Source organism: Streptomyces sp. NPDC038135 (assembly GCF_055601245.1).
In genome coordinates, this window is record NZ_JBVJXS010000004.1 from 469784 (window position 1) to 487146 (window position 17363).

Sequence of the window (17363 nt, forward strand, 5' to 3'; positions counted from 1 at the left end):
CGGCCCGGCGGCGGCCGTGCTCCGCGGAGGGCCTCCGCTCAGCCGGCGGCCGGGGCCTCCTGCGGCTCCGCGCGCAGCTCCATGGCCTCCTCGTGGACGCGTCTGCCCCGGTCGAGCGACATGTCCAGGCGCACCAGGACCGCGGGGACGGCGATGCTGGTCATCAGGTGCCGGTAGAGGTCGACCACCCGCTCCATCAGGTCCGAGTGATCGTTCATGATCTTGGAGAGCACCTGGGCCCCGGTGAACGCGGCCACGAACGCCTTCGCCGCGGCCCGGACGTCGACCTGGGGCAGCAGCTCCCCGTTCGCCCTCGCCCGTTCCAGGAGCATGGCGTTGTAGTCGACCCAGGCGGCCATCGGCACCCGCCGGTCCAGCCCGTCGTGCGGTGAGCCCTGGTCCACGGTGAGGCGGATGCTGCCGCGCACCATGGGGTCCCCGGAGCCGAGCAGATGGGCGAGCAGGAAACCCGCGTCCAGCCCCTCCTGCAGGACCAGTTCCCGTGGCGGCGATTCCGGCACCGACTTCAACTGGTCGGTGAGCACCGCCTGGGCGAGCTGTTCCTTGGAGGCGAAGTGGAAGTAGAGCGCGCCCTTGGTGACGTTCGCCCGCTGGAGGATCTCCGAGATGGTCGCGGCCTCGTAGCCGACGTCGGCGAACACGTCGGCGGCCGCCACCAGGATGTTGCGCCTCGTCCTGATCGCTCGTTCCTGCAGGGCCACGGCACACCTTCCGCACTGGCTTCACGGACCGGTCGGCCACGAAAAGAAACCGACAGGTACGTATCGTGCCACCTCGGAAGATGCCCTTTCAACCATATGGATGCCTCCCCTTCACCGGGTGCGCGGGCTCCCCGGGCCGTCGCCGACGTCACGATAAAACCTGTCGCCCGGTATCTCAATGCCCCGCCGCGCCTGCCCGCACGGGAAGAACGTCCCACCGGCGAGGAGTTGGGGATTCCGCTCACGACCGCCTCCGCCGGAGTCCGCAAGGCCCCTCTGTTCGGCCACCGTTGGCAGAAACTTGGCTTGATTAGCAAACCGGGAGGTCCGTATCTTCTGACTCTGCGCAACCCACCCTGCCGGATCCGCGACCACGGGAGAGGGTCATGACCCTTCTGACGTCCCAGGTACACCTCCCTCCTCCGCCGGAGATCGAGGACCACGGCGAGCTGACCCGGCTCCTCTTCGACGGCGACGACCGGGACCGCGTCCACGGCATGTGGCGCGACCTCATCGCCAAGGACACCTTCCGCCACCGACCCGGACTCGGCGCCGCCGAGCGCGCCGAGCTCTCCTACGAATGGCTGCGCCTGGTGAACGACACCGCCGGGGACGCCGAACGGCTCGCGGACGACCCCCGGTTGCTGGCGGCGCTGCACGAGTGGGCGGCGATCGTGGACGGCGGCGGCGGCCTGTGCACGGTGGCGAGCATCCACTACAACCTCTTCCTCGGCAGCCTGCTCGACCACGGGGGCGCCGGGCGACGGGACCTGTCCGACTTCACGGCCCTGCGGCGCACCGGAACGTTCCTGTGCACCGAGCTGGACCACGGCAACGACGCCTCGGCGCTGGAGACCACCGCCGAACTCGACCCGGAGACGGGCGGATTCGTGCTCCACACCCCGCACCCGGGCGCGCAGAAGTTCATGCCCAACACCAGCATGACCGGCGGCCCGAAGAGCGCCGTGGTCGCCGCCCGCCTCCTGGTCGAGGGCCGGGACGAGGGCGTCTTCCTGTTCCTGACCCCGCTGAGCGACGAGCGGGGGCTGCTGCCGGGGGTCGGGGTCCGCCGGCTGCCGCTGCGCACCGGCGCCCCGGTGGACCACTGCCTGACCTCGTTCGACCGGGTGGCGCTGCCGCGCGAGGCCCTGCTGGAGTCCGGGCACGGCCGGCTGGACGCCGAGGGCCGGCTGCACAGCGCGCTGGGGAACCGGCGCAAGCGGTTCCTGCACTCCATCGGCCGGGTCACCATGGGCAAGCTGTGCATGAGCGGCGCCGCCGTCGGCGCGACCCGGGCCGCGCTCGCGATAGCCGTACGCTACGGCGACCACCGGCTGGTCAGCGGGCCGCGGGCGGGTGAGCGCATTCCGGTCAACGCCCATCGCTCGCATCACGGGCGGCTGCTGAAGGGCATCGCCACGGCCTACGCCATGACCTTCCTGCACCGCGCGGCGCTCGCCCGCTGGGCCTGCGCGCGGAACGCGGCGGACGCCGGGGAACGGGCGGACGCCGAGCGGCTGATCGCCGTGGCGAAGAGCTGGATCACCTGGCAGGCGCGGGACATCACGGTCGAGTGCCGGGAACGCTGCGGTGCCCAGGCCCTGTTCGCCGCCAACGGCCTGTCGGAGTTCCCGCAGTACATCGAGGGCACCATCACCGCCGAGGGCGACAACCTGGTGATCTGGGTGAAGGCGGCCGCCGAGATGCTCTTCGAGCACCAGCCGCCCCGGCAGGACCCCGAACCCCCGGGCAGTGTCGAGCGGTTGACGGACGCTCGGCACCTGCGCGGGCTGCTGGCCCGGGCCGAGGCGGTCTGGCAGGACCGGGCGCGGGCGGCCCTGCGTCAGGGACCCTCCGGTGATCCGGTCGAGCGGTGGAACGGCGCCTCCTCCGCCGCCCTGGAGATGGTCTCGGTGCACGCCCGGCTGCAGGCGGCCGACGCCTTCCTGGCCGCTGCGGCCCGGGCGCGGCGGCCGGAGGCGGGCGAACTGCTGGAGCGGCTCTGCCGGTTGTTCCTGCTGCAGCAGCTCGGCGAGTTCACCGGCGACCTGCTGGCCGACGGCCACCTCTCCGCTGACCAGGTGCGGGCCCTGCCCCGGTTCGTCGACGACGTCCTGCGCGACCTCGCGCCGCGCATGACCGACCTGGTCGAGGGCTTCGACCTGCCCAGGGAGTACCTGGACGGCATTCCGATGGCCGCGGGCGGACCCCGCTCGCTCGCCGGCCACTGCACCGGCGACGCCTGCGACGGTTCCGGGGACTGACCGCCCTCACGGAATCTCCTGCTCGGCCCAGATGATCTTTCCGTCGGCCGTGTGGCGGGCTCCCCAGTGCTGGGCGAGCCTGGCCACCAGGAGCAGCCCGCGCCCGCCCTCGTCCGTGCTGCGGGCGTGCCGCGGCCGGGGAGCGGTGGGACTCGCGTCGCTGACCTCGCAGCTCAGCCGGGCGCCGCGCACCAGCCGCAGCCGGATCGGGGGCCGGGCGTAGCGGACCGCGTTGGTGACCAGTTCGCTGACGATGAGTTCGGTGGTCATGGCCAGTTCGCCCAGGCCCCACTCGGTCACCCGGCGGGTGGCCGCCGCGCGGGCGCGGCCCACGGCGGCCGGGTCGGCGGGCACGTCCCACGAGGCGACCCGGTCCGCGCCGAGGGCGTGGGTGCGCGCCAGCAGCAGGGCGACGTCGTCCGGCTGGGGCGTGGACACCAACCGTCGCACGGCGGACGTGCACAGGGCGTCGAGGCCGGTCCCGGACCCGGCCAGCACCTGTGCGAGCCGGGACATGCCCGACTCCATGTCGTGGTCGGCGCCTTCGATGAGCCCGTTGGTGTAGAGGCCGAGCAAAGTGTTCTCCGGCAGGTCGAGCTCGGCGGCCTCAAAGGCCATGCCGCCCAGTCCGAGCGGTGGGCCGGCCGGGATGTCCGGGAAACGGGCGGGCGCTCCCGGCGCGACGACCACGGGCGGCGGGTGTCCGGCCCGGGCCACCGCGCACCGGCCGCCGACCGGGTCGTAGACGGCGTAGAGGCAGGTCGCGCCGATGAAGGTGGTCGTGCTGCGGCCGGCCTGGTCGCGGCCGGCCTCCTCGTCGCTCAGCCGCAGCACCAGATCGTCGAGGTGGGCCAGCAGCTCGTCGGGGGGCATCTCCATCGCGGCGAGGGTCTGCACGGCCGTGCGCAGCCGGCCCATGCTCGCCGCCGCGGGGAGGCCGTGCCCCACCACGTCGCCGATGACGAGGCCGACCCGCGCGCCGGACAGCGGGATCACGTCGAACCAGTCGCCGCCGACCCCGCCCGACGCGTCCGCCGGACGGTAGCAGGAGGCGACGTCCAGTGCCGTGCCGCCGGACGGGGCGTCCGGCAGCAGGCTGCGCTGCAGCGTGACCGCGGCGGTGTGCTCCCGGGTGTAGCGGCGGGCGTTGTCCACGCACAGCGCCGCCCGCGCCACCAGTTCCCCGGCCAGCAGCACGTCGTCGGGTCCGAACGGCACCGGGTTGACCGAGCGGAAGAAGCCGGCGAGCCCGAGGACCGTGTTCCGGGCCCGCATCGGCACGTAGATGAGGCTGTGCAGGCCGAAGTCGCGCAGGCGGTCCGCCACGGCGGGCTGTTCGGCCCGCCAGCGGGGGTCGGCCGGGTCGAGGACGGGGACGAGGATCGGCTCGCCGCTGACCAGCGGGTTCACATCGCCGGGGGGCGGCTGGAAGCGCACCTCCTCGCCGGTCCCGGCCATCGCCTCGGGGCAGCCCTCCCGCACCGACCGCAGGCCCGCGCGGCGCATCGCGGGTCCGGCGCCGGCCGGCCGGGCGCCCTGGCCCTCCGCGCCGAGCGCCGGCTCCAGGAGGTCGACGACGACGAAGTCCGCGAACCGCGGGACCGAGAAGTCGGCCAGTTCCTGCGCCGTGCGCGGCACGTCCAGGGTCCTGCCGATGCTGGTGCCCGCCTCGCTCACCAGCGACAGCAGCTGGCGGGCGTTCCACCGCTCGGTGACGTCCTGGACCATGTAGCAGACGCCGTTGCGGGCGCCGTGGGCGTCGACCAGCGGGAAGAAGGACGTGGAGTAGGCGTGCCGGCGGCCGGGATCGGCCCAGCTCCATCCCAGGTACTCGTAGTCGGTCACCGGCTCGCCCGTGGCGAGCACCTTGCGCATCCGCCCCTCCAGGACGTCCGCCTGCAGACCGGGCAGCAGCTCGCTCAGCCGTCGCCCCAGCCGCTGTTCCCGGGGCACACCGCCGGATCGTTCCAGCGTGTCGTTCAGCCACACATAGCGCAGATCCAGATCCATCACGGCCATCCCCACCGGTGAGCGGGTCAGGAAGCCGTCGAGGACCGACTGGCCCATGGTCCACCGGGTCCGCTGCTCGTGCGCCGAGACCAGGAAGCACTCCTCGCCGAGGACCCGGAAGGGCGCCGAGACCCGGACATCGAGATCGAGGTCGCGGCCGTCCCGGTGCCGCAGCGCGATGCGGCCGTTCCACCCCATTCCGGTGCGGCAGTGCCGCGCGACGGCCGCGGCCCGCGCCGGGTCCCCGGGGCCGGCGAGCAGGCGGGCGGCGGGGCGGCCGACCACGTCCGGCGCGCGATGGCCGAGCAGCGCTTCGGCGCCGCGCGTCCAGCCGGCCACGACGCCGTCGGCCGACAGCACCGCCGCCGCGTCGGTGGAGGCGTCGAGAAGGTCGCCCGGCGCCGCGGACATGGCCGCGTCGCGGCCGTTTCCGGCAGGTTCCATCGGTTCCATCTCCCGTCATCCCCATGGTGCTGCCGGCCGGCCCGAAGTGCACGGGCCCTCTGCGGTTGGGGCGGGCCCGGCGCCGGGGGCAGCATGGAGATACCGGTCCGCGCCGCTCGGAGCACGACCGGTGGAGGTGGATCCGGTATGGCAGTGGACTCCTTCCGCGCCGACGACGAGCACAGCCGCGAGCGGCCCCGCCCGACCGGCCTGCTGGACGTGCTCAGCGTGGCCGCCGTGGCGCTCGACACCAACGGGCGCATCGTCTTCTGGACCCCTCAGGCCGAGGAGCTGTTCGGTTACACCGCCGAGGACGTCCTCGGCCAGTACGCGGCGCAGCTGTTGGTGCGTCCCGAGCATCTGCAGGCCGTGGTGGGCCTGTTCTCCGAGGTCCTTCAGACCGGCCGGGGATGGGCGGGCGCCTTCCCCATCCGGCACAAGGACGGCAGCAGCCGCCTGACGGAGTTCCGCACCATGCGGCTGCTGGACGACGTGGGAGAGGTGTACGCCCTGGGCATCGCGGCCGACCACACGCTGCTGCAGCGGGTGGAGACCGACCTGGCCCTGTGCGAGCGGCTGATCAACCAGTCCCCCATCGGTCTGGCCCTGCTGGACCCTGATCTGCGCTACCTGCTGGTCAACCCGGCGCTGGAGCGGATCGACGGTGCTCCCGCCGAGGACCACATCGGGCGCCGGCTGCGGGACATGCTGCCCTTCCTCGACGTGGGCACCGTCGAGTCCTGTCTGCGCCAGGTGCTCGCCACCGGCCTGCCGCTGCTCGACCAGTACCACGTGGGCCTGCCGCCGTCCGACCCGGAGCAGGAGCACGCCTGGTCGCTGTCCTTCTACCGCCTGGAGGACCCCGGCGGGCGGGTGCTGGGCGCGGCCGCCTCGGTCGTCGACGTCACCGAGCGGCACCACGCGGCCGCCGAGGCGGACCGGGCCAGGCGGCGGCTGGCGCTCATCGCGGAGTCCTCCACCCGGGTCGGCACCTCGCTGGAGGTGGAGCAGACCGCGCGGGAGCTGGCCGACATCACCACCCCGGTGCTCGCCGACGTGGTCGCCGTCGACGTCCTCGACTCGGCCCTGGCCTGCCGGCGCGTCCGCCGGCCGGACAACGGCGCGGAGCTGTTCCGCGCCCTCGCGCTCCGCGCGGCCCACCCCACGGTGGCGCTGCGGGCCGCCGACCCGCCCGGCGACCTCGCCTCCTACGACGGTGACCGGCTGGTGACCCTGTGCGTCCACACCGGCCGTCCGGTCCTGGTCCGGCACGTCGGCGAGCGGGATCTGCCGCGCATCGCGCGCAATGAGGAGGCCGTGGCCTATCTGGCCCGGGCGGGCGTGCACTCGTACCTCGCCGTGCCGCTCATCGCGCACGGCGAGGTGCTCGGCGCGCTCGACCTCAAACGCACCCGCAACCCGCTGCCGTTCGACGACGACGACGTGGTGCTGGCCGGCGAGCTGGCCGGCCGCGCCGCGATCGCCATCGACAACGCCCGCTGGTTCCAGAGCGTGCGCAACACCGCGCTCACCCTCCAGCGCAGCCTGCTGCCCGACCACTCGGCGCACAGCACCGGCCTGGAGCTGGCCTCCCGGTACCAGCCGGCGCAGGCCACCAGCGAGGTGGGGGGCGACTGGTACGACGTCATCCCGCTGGCCGACGACAAGACCGCGCTGGTCGTGGGCGACGTCATGGGAAACGGCATCGACGCGGCCGCCACCATGGGCCGGCTGCGCACCGCGACCTGCGCCTACGCCGACCTCGACCTCGCCCCCGACGCGGTGCTCCAGCACCTGGACCGGATCACCTGCGACCTGGAGCACTACATCGTCACCTGCCTGTACGCCGTCTTCGACCCCCGCACCCGGCGGTGCACCGTCGCGAACGCGGGACACATGCCGCCCGCCCTCGCCCGGCCCGGCCGTGCCCCCGAGCTGCTCGACCTGCCCGCCGGGGCGCCGCTCGGCGTCGGGGGCGTCGAGTTCGAGACGTCCACGACGGAGCTGGGACCCGGCGATCTGCTGGTGCTGTACACCGACGGCCTCGTGGAGACGCGGCAGCACCCCATCGACGACCGCCTCGACGTGCTCCTCGGTTTCCTCGACGACCCGGGACGGCCGCTGGAGGAGACCTGCGAACTGCTGCTGCACGGACTGCGGCATCCCGAGGACCACGACGACGTGGCGCTGCTGGTCGCCCGGGCGCTGTGACCCCCGGGTGGCGCCCCGCACCGCCCGCACCGCCCGCACCGTCCGCCGCCGCCGGGCAAGGGCCGCCCCGCATGGTGCGGTTCGCCCGACAATGCCACCCTGGGACGGGAGGTCTTTCGAGGAGCGCGATCCAGGAGGGCCGATGGGACGGGACGTCCCGGCGCTCGTCTTCACCCGTGAGGACCGGCGCCGGTACCGGATCAAGATGCAGGAGTGTCTCGACGTCTTCGCGCAGATGCTGCGCGAGCAGCTCTTCGAGGCGGAGCGGCCCCAGGTGGGGCTGGAGATCGAGCTGAACCTGGTCGACGACGCGGCCGAGCCCGCGATGCGCAACACCGCGGTGCTGGAGGCGATCGCGGACCCCGCGTGGTCCACCGAGCTGGGCCGGTTCAACCTGGAGATCAACGTGCCGCCCCGCGCGCTGACGGAAGGCGGGCCCGACGCCTGGGAGTCCGAGATCCGGGCCGCGCTGAACCACGCGGACGAGCGGGCCAGGTCGGTGGGGGCGCGCCTGGTCGTGATCGGCATCCTGCCCACGCTGCGGCAGGACGACATCGGCGAGGGGACCCTGTCGGAGAACCCGCGCTACCGGCTGCTGAACGACCAGGTCTTCGCGGCGCGCGGCGAGGACCTGCGGATCGAGGTGGACGGCGTCGACCGGCTGCGGACGTACGCCGACACGATCACCCCCGAGGCCGCGTGCACCAGCACCCAGTTCCATCTCCAGGTGTCCCCGGAGAACTTCGCCGGGTACTGGAACGCGGCGCAGGCCATCGCCGGGGTGCAGGTGGCGCTGGCGGCCAACTCGCCGTTCCTGTTCGGCAAGGAGCTGTGGCACGAGACCCGGGTGCCGCTGTTCGAGCAGGCGACCGACACCCGTCCCGAGGAGATCAAGATCCAGGGGGTGCGGCCCCGGGTGTGGTTCGGCGAGCGGTGGATCAACAGCGTCTTCGACCTGTTCGAGGAGAACCTGCGCTACTTCCCGGCCCTGCTGCCGCTGTGCGACGAGCAGAGGCCCGGCGAGACGCTGGACCGCGGGGACATCCCCGAGCTGTCCGAACTGTCCCTCCACAACGGCACCATCTACCGCTGGAACCGGCCCGTCTACGCGATCGCCCACGACAAGCCGCACGTGCGGATCGAGAACCGGGTGCTGCCCGCCGGGCCGACCGTCGCCGACACCCTGGCCAACGGCGCCTTCTACTACGGGCTGACGCGCGCCCTGGTGGAGGAGGACCGGCCGGTGTGGTCGCGGATGTCCTTCGCCGCGGCCGAGGAGAACCTCCACACCGCGGCCCGGCACGGGATCGACGCCCTGCTGTACTGGCCCGGCATGGGCGAGGTGCCGGTGCCCGAACTGGTGCTGCGCCGGCTGCTGCCGCTGGCGCACCGGGGTCTGGAGCACTCCGGCATGGACTCGGCCTGGCGGGAGCCGCTGCTCGGCATCATCGAGCAGCGCTGCGTCACGGCGCGCAACGGGGCGGTGTGGCAGAAGGAGATGTTCCACCGCATCGATTCCGGCACCCAGGCCGGCCGCCACGAGGCGCTGCGCCGGATGACCGAGCTGTACATCGACTACATGCACCTCAACGCCCCGGTCCACACCTGGCCGGTGGACTGACCGGGCGCCGCGCGGACGCGGCCGCCGGCGGTGCCGGGCACGGGCCGGGCAGCCCGTCGGCGCCGGCCGGACCGGCGGACGGAACGCCCCTCAGGCGGGCTGCTCCTCGCCGTCCTCCCGCACCTCCGCCCCCTCCTGCGCGGCGGCGGTTCGCGGCCGCCGCACGACGAGGTCCCTCACCTCGAACGACATCGACGTCGTCGACCGGCCGGGCGCGGGGTGGTAACGCCCGGCGGACACGGACAGGTTGACGATGAGGTGGGCGTGCCAGCCGGCGCCCACCCCGCGCCGGTCCGCGAAGGCCCTGGCGCCGTTCACCCACCAGACGACGGACCGGGCGCCGAAGTCGGTCCGCAGGTCGACCCAGGCGCCGGGGCGGACGGCGTCGTCGCGGAAGTAACTGCCGCTGCCGCGAACGTGGTTGGACAGCTCCAGCAGATCCGGGTTGTCGGGGTGGTACTCGAAGACGTCGATCTCCTGGTCGCCGTCGCGCCAGGTCCAGATGGCGGGCCACGCGCCGGTCTCCCGGGGCAGCCGCACCCGGGCCGTGAGGACGTCTCCCGCGCGCAGCAGGAACGCCTCCTCGCTGCCCTCGGTGGTCAGCAGTCCGGTGTTCCACCGGCCGTCCGGCCGCCGCCTGGCCCGGAAGACGCCCGAGCGGCTGTAGGCGGCGTCGGACACCAGGTGGTCGAGTTTGTCGTCGCCGGGGTTCTCCGGGCCGCCGTCGGGATACGCCCACGAGCGGCCCGCGACCCACTGCCGTTCGGAGCCGAAGTCCGCGGTGAACACCACGTCGGACCGGGACGGGGTGCGCGGAGCCGGAACCGGGCCGTTCGGTGTCGGTTGTTCCATGACCGATGTCTCACCGGCCGGGGCCCGCCCATGCGCCGGGACGGCCGGAACGCCTCCGGAATGACCCGTCCGGGTGAAGGGCGCCCGCGCACGCGCCGGAGCGTGCTCAGTCCTCGCGCTGGACGAGGACCAGCGGGACGCCGTGGCAGGGCACCAGCCGCAGGCCGGGGTGCCCGGCGGGCGCGGACCCGGCGAGCAGGTCGCCGAAGCCGGGGCCCTTGGTGAGCGAGCCCGCGAGGTGCGCGGGGTCCGCCGAGGCCGCGACCCGGCCGCGGGCGTTCACCAGATGGGCGGGGCGGGGCAGCCGGCGCAGCAGGGGCAGTACGGCGGCCTCGAAGTGCCGCAGGTACACGTCGGCGGCGGCGACTCCGGCGAAGCGCCCCGCGGTCTCGACCGGTGCGGACAGGGTGAGGCTGTACTCGTCGGAGCAGAGGTAGTCGACGTAGGGGCCCGCCACGGCTCGGCGGCCGGTGTCACGGGGCAGGGTGAACCAGTCCCAGTGCGTGTAGTCGGAGTAGGCCGTGTGGCCGGGGTCCAGGTCGAGCAGCAGGGGCCGCAGGTCTCCGTCGGCGCCCTTCTGCCACCACTCCAGCCACGCCGGTACGTCGGCCAGCAGGCCGGGGGCGGCCACGAAGCCGGCGCCGGAGACCAGAGCCTGGCCGGTCAGGCGGTGGTGCAGTCCGGGGCGCAGGGCGGCGAGGTCGGCGCTCGTCGGACGTCCGCCGCGTGCGGACACCCTGGCCAGCAGGGCCGCGGTGTCGGCGCGGGTGGCGGCGACGGCCTCGAAGACCGTCTCCAGCGCGCGGCCCACCTGGGAGGCCACCCAGGACTCGACGTCCGTGTCGAGCGTGGCGGCCGCAGAGGCGGTTCGCGCGGGGCTCCAGCCCATGGTGTCCTCCAGCGGACGGGAACCGGACGCGGCGCGTTCAGAGGGTGAGGCGTACGGCGACGAGCCGTGCCGTGGCGTCCCTGACGCACCGCTCGGCCAGCGTGCCGGCCGTGTGGTCGGCCCCATCCTGCACGGCGGAGATTACGGAGCGGTGACGCTCCGCCACTTCTTCACGATATTCGTCGCTGTCGAGGACCAGGCACAGCAGCGCCCCCACCTCGCTCTGCAGGGCCACCTGTTCGCGGGTGAGCCGGGCGGACTGGGCGGCGGCCGCGAGCTCGACGTGGAAACGGCCGTACAGCCGGCTGCGCGTGGCCGCGTCCGCGGCCCGCGCCAGCTCCTCGGCGGTGCGGCGCAGCGGGTCCAGGTCGCCCGGTTCGGTGCGCTGGGCGGCGAGGCGGGCGGCGGCGCCGGACAGGGCGGCCCAGTGGTCGCCGAGGTCGCGCAGTTCGTCGGTGCTCCAGCCGCGCAGCCGGGCCTCCAGGCGGTCGGCGGCGGGGACCTCGGGCAGGGAGACGAAGCTGCCGCCGCCGCGGCCCCGGCGGGTGGTGACAAGGCCCTGCTGCCGCAGGGCCATGAGGGCCTCGCGCAGGGTCACGGTGGAGACGCCGAGCTGCCCGGCCAGGTCGCTCTCGCCGGGCAGTTGCTCACCGTCGGCGAGCAGGCCCAGCTCGATCGCGTCGCCTATGCGGCGGACGACGGCGTCCACGCGCGCCCGGCTGTCCACCGGGGCGAAGACGGCCAGGCGCGCGCCGCCCTCTCTCTCGTGCTGCCTCACGGCCACCACCTCATGCGTTGACTGAAGCTTTACCTTAAGGGGCTCTTGAGTTCAGAACTATGACTTCATATGTTTGCGGTCAACGTTGAGCGCGCCAGAAAGGTTCCCGCATGGAGGGGATTGCGATCCGGCTGCAGGGTCTGCGGAAGTCGTTCGGGGAGACGACCGCCGTGGCCGGGGTCGACCTGGAGGTCCGGGACGGGGAGTTCTTCTCCATGCTCGGCCCGTCCGGTTCCGGGAAGACGACGGTGCTCCGGCTCATCGCCGGATTCGAGACCCCCACCGGGGGCGGCATCGAACTCGCCGGGCAGGACGTCACCGGCCTCGCCCCCTTCGAGCGGGACGTGCACACCGTCTTCCAGGACTACGCCCTGTTCCCGCACATGACGGTCGAGCAGAACGTCGCCTACGGCCTGAAGATCCGCAAGGTGCCCAAGGCCGAGCGCCTGGTCCGCGCCCGCAAGGCACTGGCCGAGGTCCGTCTGGAGGGCTACGGCCGGCGCCGTCCCGCCCAGCTGTCGGGCGGCCAGCGCCAGCGCGTCGCGCTCGCCCGCGCCCTCGTCGGCCGTCCCCGGGTCCTGCTGCTCGACGAGCCGCTCGGCGCCCTCGACCTGAAGCTGCGCGAGCAGATGCAGGTCGAACTCAAGGCGCTGCAGCGGGAGGTGGGCATCACCTTCGTCTTCGTCACCCACGACCAGGAGGAGGCCCTGACGATGAGCGACCGCATCGCCGTCTTCGACCAGGGCCGCATCGCGCAGGTCGGCACTCCGGCGGAGATATACGAGCGGCCCGCCACCCCGTTCGTCGCCTCCTTCGTCGGCACCTCGAACCTGCTCGAGGGCGAGACGGCCCGGCGGATCGCCGGCGCGCCCGGCACCTACAACATCCGTCCGGAGAAGATCCGGGTGCTGAAGGAGTCCGCCGAGGCGGACGAGCCCGGGCACGCCACCGCGACCGGCACCGTGGCCGAGGTGGTCTACCTCGGTGACGCCACCCGGTTCCTCGTCGACCTCGACGGCGGCGGCCGGCTCACCGCCCTGCAGCAGAACCTGGAGACCTCGTCCGAGGACGTCGCCGCCTACCGCGGCACCCGGGTCAGGCTGCGCTGGCACCGCGGTCACGCCGTCCGGCTGCCCACCTGACCCCGCACGCCCCGTCCCCACTCCCCCGTCCCCACTCCCCCGCTCCCGCTCCCGCTCCCGCTCCACGCAAGGCTCCCTCACACCTGGAGAACGTCGTGCGTCTCACCCGTACCCTGAAGGCCGCGGCCGGCGCCGCCGCGCTGCTGCTGGCCGCCGCCTGCGACTCCTCCGGCTCCGGCGGCTCCGCCGCCACCGGTCTCAACCCGCCCGACCTCAAGGCGCCCACGAAACTGGGCCGGACCGAGGGCCAGGTCAATCTGATCGCCTGGGCCGGCTACGTCGAGGACGGCTCCAACGACCCCAAGGTCGACTGGGTCGGCGACTTCGAGAAGCAGACCGGCTGCCAGGTCCACTCCAAGGTCGCCGCCAGCTCCGACGAGATGGTCAAGCTGATGAAGACCGGGGAGTACGACGCGGTGTCCGCCTCCGGCGACGCCTCCCTGCGCCTGATCGCCTCCGGTGACGCCGCCCCGGTCAACACCGCGCTCGTCCCCAACTACAAGGACGTCTTCAGCGGGCTGAAGAACGGCTCCTGGAACTCCGTGAAGGGCAAGATGTACGGCATCCCGCACGGCCGGGGCGCCAACCTGCTGATGTACAACACCGAGAAGGTGAGCCCGGCGCCCACCTCGTGGTCGGCCGTCTTCGACGACGCCGCGCGGCACAAGGGGCACGTCACCGCGTACGACTCGCCGATCTACATCGCCGACGCGGCCCTGTATCTCAAGGCCACCAAGCCCGAGTTGAAGATCAAGGACCCCTACGCGCTCGACCAGAAGCAGTTCGACGCCGCCGTGGCGCTGCTGAAGAAGCAGAACGGCGACATCGGCGAGTACTGGAGCGACTACCTCAAGGAGGTCTCGGCCTTCAAGAGCGGGGACTCCGTGGTCGGCACCACCTGGCAGGTCATCGCCGGCCTCGCCGCCGACGAGGGCGCCAAGGTCAAGGCCTTCGTCCCCAAGGAGGGTTCGACCGGCTGGTCCGACACCTGGATGGTGTCCGCGAAGGCCAAGCACCCCAACTGCGCCTACAAGTGGCTCGACTGGATCGTCTCCCCCAAGGTCAACGCCCAGGTCGCCGAGTACTTCGGGGAGGCCCCGGCCAACGCCAAGGCCTGCGCCGAGACGAGCGAGAAGACCTTCTGCGCGACCTACCACGCCTCCGACGAGGGCTACTGGAAGAACATCGCCTTCTGGAACACGCCGATCGAGCAGTGCCTCGACGGCCGCACCGACGTCCGCTGCGTGCCGTACGCCAAGTGGGTGCAGGCCTGGACCGAGATCAAGGGCTGAGCGGTGACGACCGATGTGACGCCGGCCGCCGGACGGGGCACCGTCCGGCGGCTCGCCGGGACCCTCCACCGCAGGCCCCGGCTGCGCCTGACGCTGCTGCTCACCGCCCCGCTGCTGTGGCTCGCCGTCCTCTACCTCGGCTCGCTGACGGTCCTGTTCGTCTCGGCCTTCTGGACGACGAACTCCTTCACCTCCCAGGTGGTGAAGGTCTGGTCGACGGACAACTTCCACGCGCTGTTCACCACACCGGTGTTCCGGCAGGTGGTCCTGCGCAGTGTCGGCGTGGCCCTGGCGGTGACCGTGCTGTGCGCGCTGATCGCCTTCCCGGTCGCGTTCTACACCGCGCGGGTGGCCCGGCCGAGGTGGCGCCCGCTGCTGGTGGTCGCCATCCTCACGCCGCTCTGGGCGAGTTACCTGGTCAAGGTGTACGCCTGGCGGCTCATACTCGCCGAGGGCGGCCTGGCCGACTGGATGCTGCGGCCGTTCGGGCTGGACGGCCCGGGCTTCGGCCTGCCGGCCACCGTGCTCACCCTGACCTACCTGTGGCTGCCGTACATGATCCTGCCGGTCCACACGGCCCTGGAGCAGCTCCCCGGCAACCTGCTCGACGCCTCGGCCGACCTCGGCGCGCGGGCCGGCCGCACCTTCCGCTCGGTGGTCCTGCCCATGGTGCTGCCCTCGGTCGCCGCCGGATCGGTCTTCACCTTCTCGCTCAGCCTCGGCGACTACATCACCGTGCAGATCGTCGGCGGCAAGACCCAGCTGATCGGCAACCTCGTGTACTCGAACATCGAACTCAACCTGCCCATGGCCGCCGCGCTCGGCACCGTCCCCGTGGTGGTGATCGTCCTGTACCTGCTGGCGATCCGCCGTACCGGCGCCCTGAACAACCTGTAGAGGAGGAGCGCCATGCATCTTGGCCGCACCGCGCGGATCGCCCTGCGACTGGGCGCCGCGCTCGGCTTCGCGGTGATCTACGTCCCGCTGCTGCTCGTCCTCGTCAACTCCCTCAGCCCGGACCGCAGTGCGAGCTGGCCACCGCCGGGACTCACCCTGCACTGGTGGTCCGTGGCCGCGGACAACTCCGGTGCGCGGGCGGCGGTGTGGGTGTCGGTGAAGGCGGGTCTCGGGGCCACGGCCATCGCGCTGGTCCTCGGCACGCTGATCGCGTTCGCGGTGGCCCGGCACCGCTTCTTCGGCCGCGGCACGGTGTCCTTCGTCGTGGTGCTGCCGATCGCGCTGCCCGGCATCGTCACGGGCATCGCCCTCAACTCCGCCTTCGGCACCGTCCTGGAGCCGCTCGGTGTGGGCCTCGGCCTGTTCACCGTGATCGTCGGCCACGCCACCTTCTGCATCGTCGTGGTCTTCAACAACGTCGTGGCCCGGCTGCGGCGCGCGGCCGCGTCGTACGAGGAGGCGGCGATGGACCTCGGCGCGAGCTCCTTCCGCGCCTTCGCGGACGTCACCTTCCCGCTGGTCCGCTCCGCCCTGCTGGCCGGCGGCCTGCTCGCCTTCGCCCTGTCCTTCGACGAGATCGTCGTCACGACCTTCACCGCAGGCCCCGGCGTCGAGACCCTACCCATCTGGATCTTCAACAACATGACCCGGCCGCAGCAGGCGCCCGTGGTGAACGTCGTGGCCGCCGTCCTCGTCCTGCTCTCGGTCCTGCCGATCTACGCGGCCCAGCGGCTGTCCGCGGACACGGCCACGTCGAGCCGGGTGTGAGGGGTCGCGCCCACGGGCGATGGGACCCCTAAACGGATCACCAACTTCCGTATGGAGCAGGGTACTTGACGACATGCACCGGCCCCGGCCGGGTACGCGTCAGGCCTCGGACCCCGAACGGGAGGAGACAGGTCGTGACATCGCGCGGGACACCGCTGGACCGGGGACTGGGCGACCTCGAACCGGGCACCGTGCAGCGCGCGCAGCTGCGCGCCCGCATCACCGACATCGCGTGGACGGCCGGGTGCGCCGTCCTCGCCCTCTGGGCGGTGTGGAGCGCGGTCGGCGCGGTGCGCGGGACGACGGCTTGGGTGTACAGCGCGGTGGCCTGGGTCCTGCTCGCCGGGGCGCTCACCGTCCGGGTGGCCGGCCGCCGCCGGGCACGCCGCTGAGGGCCGGGAGGGGGTCGTGGAACGCCTGAACGGCTTCCTGCGTCGGCACTTGTGGGTGCAGATGCTGCTGTCCGTCCTGCTCGCGAGCGCCCTGATCCTGCTGCTGTACCCGTCGCGTTCGGCCGCCTCCGTCGTGACCCGGACGGCGCTGTGCTCAGTGGGCGGCATCGCCGTGGTGGTGGCGGCCCGCAGCAGGGAGAAGCGCGCGGCCGGCGGTTCCACGGACCGGCTCGTCGGACTGGACGGCAGGCTGCGCGAGGGCGAGGCGCCCACCGATCCGGCGGAGCGCGACGCCATGCGCGCCCTGGTGGAGCAGCGCCTGCACCGCACCCGGCACCGGGTCGCGGCGCAGGTCGTGCTCGTCGTGCTGTTCTGCTCGGTGACCGCGCTGACGGCACTGACCGCCGGGGCGCGCCCGACCCTGGGCTTCGCGCTGCTCACCGTGGTCTTCCTCGGCTGGTTCATCCCGTACGGCAACCTCCAGCACCGGAGGCTGTGCCGGATGCGGGCGGCGCTGGCCGATGACCGGCACGGACCCGGCGCCACCGGCGCCGAGCCGCATGACCGGTGACCGGACCGTCGACCCGGCCCGGACACCGCGTACGGCCTAGGAGGCCGCCTCGGCGGTGGTGGCGGAACTCGGCGACGAGGAGTCCCGGCTCCCCACCGGCTGCACCGGGGTGGCGGCGACCTGGCGCGCGGCGGCCTGCGTCGACCCCGCCGCGCGCGTGGCCACCCAGGGGCACGTCCTGACCGCGGGCGACCCGATGACCACGCTCGCCGTCGAGGCGACCGTCCACCAGCTCGACATGGTCGTACGGCTCCCGCACGCCCCCGGCCGGTCGCGCGCGGTGCCCGCCGCGGTCCGCTCCACCCTCGACGGCCTGCTCGGCCGGCCCACCCCGGCGGGGTGGAGCGACCCGCGCTGCGTACGCGTGGGCACCGGGCGGGCCGCGCTCACCGACGCCGGACGCGACGCGCTGGGCGTCGCGGCGCACCGGTTCCCGCTGTTCGGCTGACG

General features: G+C 73.1%; 15 protein-coding genes. 10 read left to right on the forward strand and 5 right to left on the reverse strand.

The features are described from left to right. Window positions 1-38 precede the first annotated feature (38 nt). A complete protein-coding gene (locus ACZ7JA_RS13800; RefSeq protein WP_389297584.1) occupies window positions 39-722 on the reverse strand; it encodes a ScbR family autoregulator-binding transcription factor in 684 nt (227 codons plus the stop codon). A gap of 386 nt (window positions 723-1108) precedes the next feature. Here ACZ7JA_RS13800 and ACZ7JA_RS13805 point away from each other — a divergent pair, with 386 nt between their 5' ends. Further along, a complete protein-coding gene (locus ACZ7JA_RS13805; RefSeq protein ID WP_470808161.1) occupies window positions 1109-2986 on the forward strand; it encodes an acyl-CoA dehydrogenase family protein in 1878 nt (625 codons plus the stop codon). A 6-nt stretch (window positions 2987-2992) separates the two neighbouring features. Here the strand turns inward: ACZ7JA_RS13805 and ACZ7JA_RS13810 are convergent, their stop codons facing one another. Beyond that, a complete protein-coding gene (locus tag ACZ7JA_RS13810; protein ID WP_470808165.1) occupies window positions 2993-5440 on the reverse strand; it encodes a SpoIIE family protein phosphatase in 2448 nt (815 codons plus the stop codon). A gap of 147 nt (window positions 5441-5587) precedes the next feature. On the opposite strand from ACZ7JA_RS13810, the gene ACZ7JA_RS13815 reads away from it, so the two are divergent. Together ACZ7JA_RS13815 and ACZ7JA_RS13820 are read left to right on the forward strand one after the other, a co-directional pair. Then, a complete protein-coding gene (locus tag ACZ7JA_RS13815; protein WP_351663088.1) occupies window positions 5588-7651 on the forward strand; it encodes a SpoIIE family protein phosphatase in 2064 nt (687 codons plus the stop codon). Window positions 7652-7793: 142 nt separating this feature from the next. Continuing rightward, a complete protein-coding gene (locus ACZ7JA_RS13820; protein ID WP_389447623.1) occupies window positions 7794-9272 on the forward strand; it encodes a glutamate-cysteine ligase family protein in 1479 nt (492 codons plus the stop codon). A 90-nt stretch (window positions 9273-9362) separates the two neighbouring features. On the opposite strand, the gene ACZ7JA_RS13825 is transcribed toward ACZ7JA_RS13820, so the two are convergent. The 3 genes from ACZ7JA_RS13825 to ACZ7JA_RS13835 form a co-directional block, all read right to left on the reverse strand. Continuing rightward, window positions 9363-10124, reverse strand: a complete 762-nt coding sequence (locus ACZ7JA_RS13825; protein ID WP_351663082.1) for a beta-glucanase — start codon at window positions 10122-10124, stop codon at window positions 9363-9365. A 106-nt stretch (window positions 10125-10230) separates the two neighbouring features. Then, the gene (locus tag ACZ7JA_RS13830) at window positions 10231-11013 is read right to left on the reverse strand and encodes a cache domain-containing protein (protein ID WP_351663080.1); all 783 of its coding nucleotides are present in this window, start codon (window positions 11011-11013) and stop codon (window positions 10231-10233) included. A 37-nt stretch (window positions 11014-11050) separates the two neighbouring features. Next, window positions 11051-11791 carry a FadR/GntR family transcriptional regulator gene (locus ACZ7JA_RS13835; protein WP_351663077.1) on the reverse strand — a complete coding sequence of 247 codons (741 nt, stop codon included), beginning with the start codon at window positions 11789-11791 and terminating at the stop codon, window positions 11051-11053. A gap of 110 nt (window positions 11792-11901) precedes the next feature. Here ACZ7JA_RS13835 and ACZ7JA_RS13840 point away from each other — a divergent pair, with 110 nt between their 5' ends. The 7 genes from ACZ7JA_RS13840 to ACZ7JA_RS13870 all read left to right on the forward strand — a co-directional run bounded on the left by ACZ7JA_RS13840 (window position 11902) and on the right by ACZ7JA_RS13870 (window position 17361). Continuing rightward, a complete protein-coding gene (locus ACZ7JA_RS13840; protein ID WP_351663074.1) occupies window positions 11902-12933 on the forward strand; it encodes an ABC transporter ATP-binding protein in 1032 nt (343 codons plus the stop codon). A gap of 95 nt (window positions 12934-13028) precedes the next feature. Beyond that, a complete protein-coding gene (locus tag ACZ7JA_RS13845) occupies window positions 13029-14225 on the forward strand; it encodes an ABC transporter substrate-binding protein (RefSeq protein ID WP_470808175.1) in 1197 nt (398 codons plus the stop codon). A gap of 3 nt (window positions 14226-14228) precedes the next feature. Continuing rightward, window positions 14229-15122 carry an ABC transporter permease gene (locus ACZ7JA_RS13850; protein WP_351663068.1) on the forward strand — a complete coding sequence of 298 codons (894 nt, stop codon included), beginning with the start codon at window positions 14229-14231 and terminating at the stop codon, window positions 15120-15122. A 12-nt stretch (window positions 15123-15134) separates the two neighbouring features. Next, window positions 15135-15950, forward strand: a complete 816-nt coding sequence (locus ACZ7JA_RS13855; protein ID WP_470808178.1) for an ABC transporter permease — start codon at window positions 15135-15137, stop codon at window positions 15948-15950. Window positions 15951-16084: 134 nt separating this feature from the next. After that, window positions 16085-16342, forward strand: coding sequence for a hypothetical protein (locus tag ACZ7JA_RS13860; protein ID WP_351663062.1), 258 nt, complete (start codon window positions 16085-16087; stop codon window positions 16340-16342). A 16-nt stretch (window positions 16343-16358) separates the two neighbouring features. Further along, entirely contained in the window at window positions 16359-16913 is a 555-nt protein-coding gene (locus tag ACZ7JA_RS13865; protein ID WP_470808179.1) for a hypothetical protein, read from the forward strand. Window positions 16914-16968: 55 nt separating this feature from the next. After that, window positions 16969-17361: a hypothetical protein gene (locus ACZ7JA_RS13870; protein WP_470808180.1), complete on the forward strand. Its 393-nt coding sequence runs from the start codon at window positions 16969-16971 to the stop codon at window positions 17359-17361. The last annotated feature ends 2 nt before the right edge of the window (window positions 17362-17363 follow it).

Excerpts from the sequence above, each read along its gene's own strand:
- ACZ7JA_RS13820 (WP_389447623.1), top strand. The coding sequence starts at position 7,794 with ATGGGACGGGACGTCCCGGCGCTCGTCTTCACCCGTGAGGACCGGCGC.
- ACZ7JA_RS13805 (WP_470808161.1), top strand. The coding sequence starts at position 1,109 with ATGACCCTTCTGACGTCCCAGGTACACCTCCCTCCTCCGCCGGAGATC.
- ACZ7JA_RS13840 (WP_351663074.1), top strand. The coding sequence starts at position 11,902 with ATGGAGGGGATTGCGATCCGGCTGCAGGGTCTGCGGAAGTCGTTCGGG.
- ACZ7JA_RS13815 (WP_351663088.1), top strand. The coding sequence starts at position 5,588 with ATGGCAGTGGACTCCTTCCGCGCCGACGACGAGCACAGCCGCGAGCGG.
- ACZ7JA_RS13855 (WP_470808178.1), top strand. The coding sequence starts at position 15,135 with ATGCATCTTGGCCGCACCGCGCGGATCGCCCTGCGACTGGGCGCCGCG.
- ACZ7JA_RS13810 (WP_470808165.1), bottom strand. The coding sequence starts at position 5,440 with ATGGAACCTGCCGGAAACGGCCGCGACGCGGCCATGTCCGCGGCGCCG.
- ACZ7JA_RS13830 (WP_351663080.1), bottom strand. The coding sequence starts at position 11,013 with ATGGGCTGGAGCCCCGCGCGAACCGCCTCTGCGGCCGCCACGCTCGAC.
- ACZ7JA_RS13825 (WP_351663082.1), bottom strand. The coding sequence starts at position 10,124 with ATGGAACAACCGACACCGAACGGCCCGGTTCCGGCTCCGCGCACCCCG.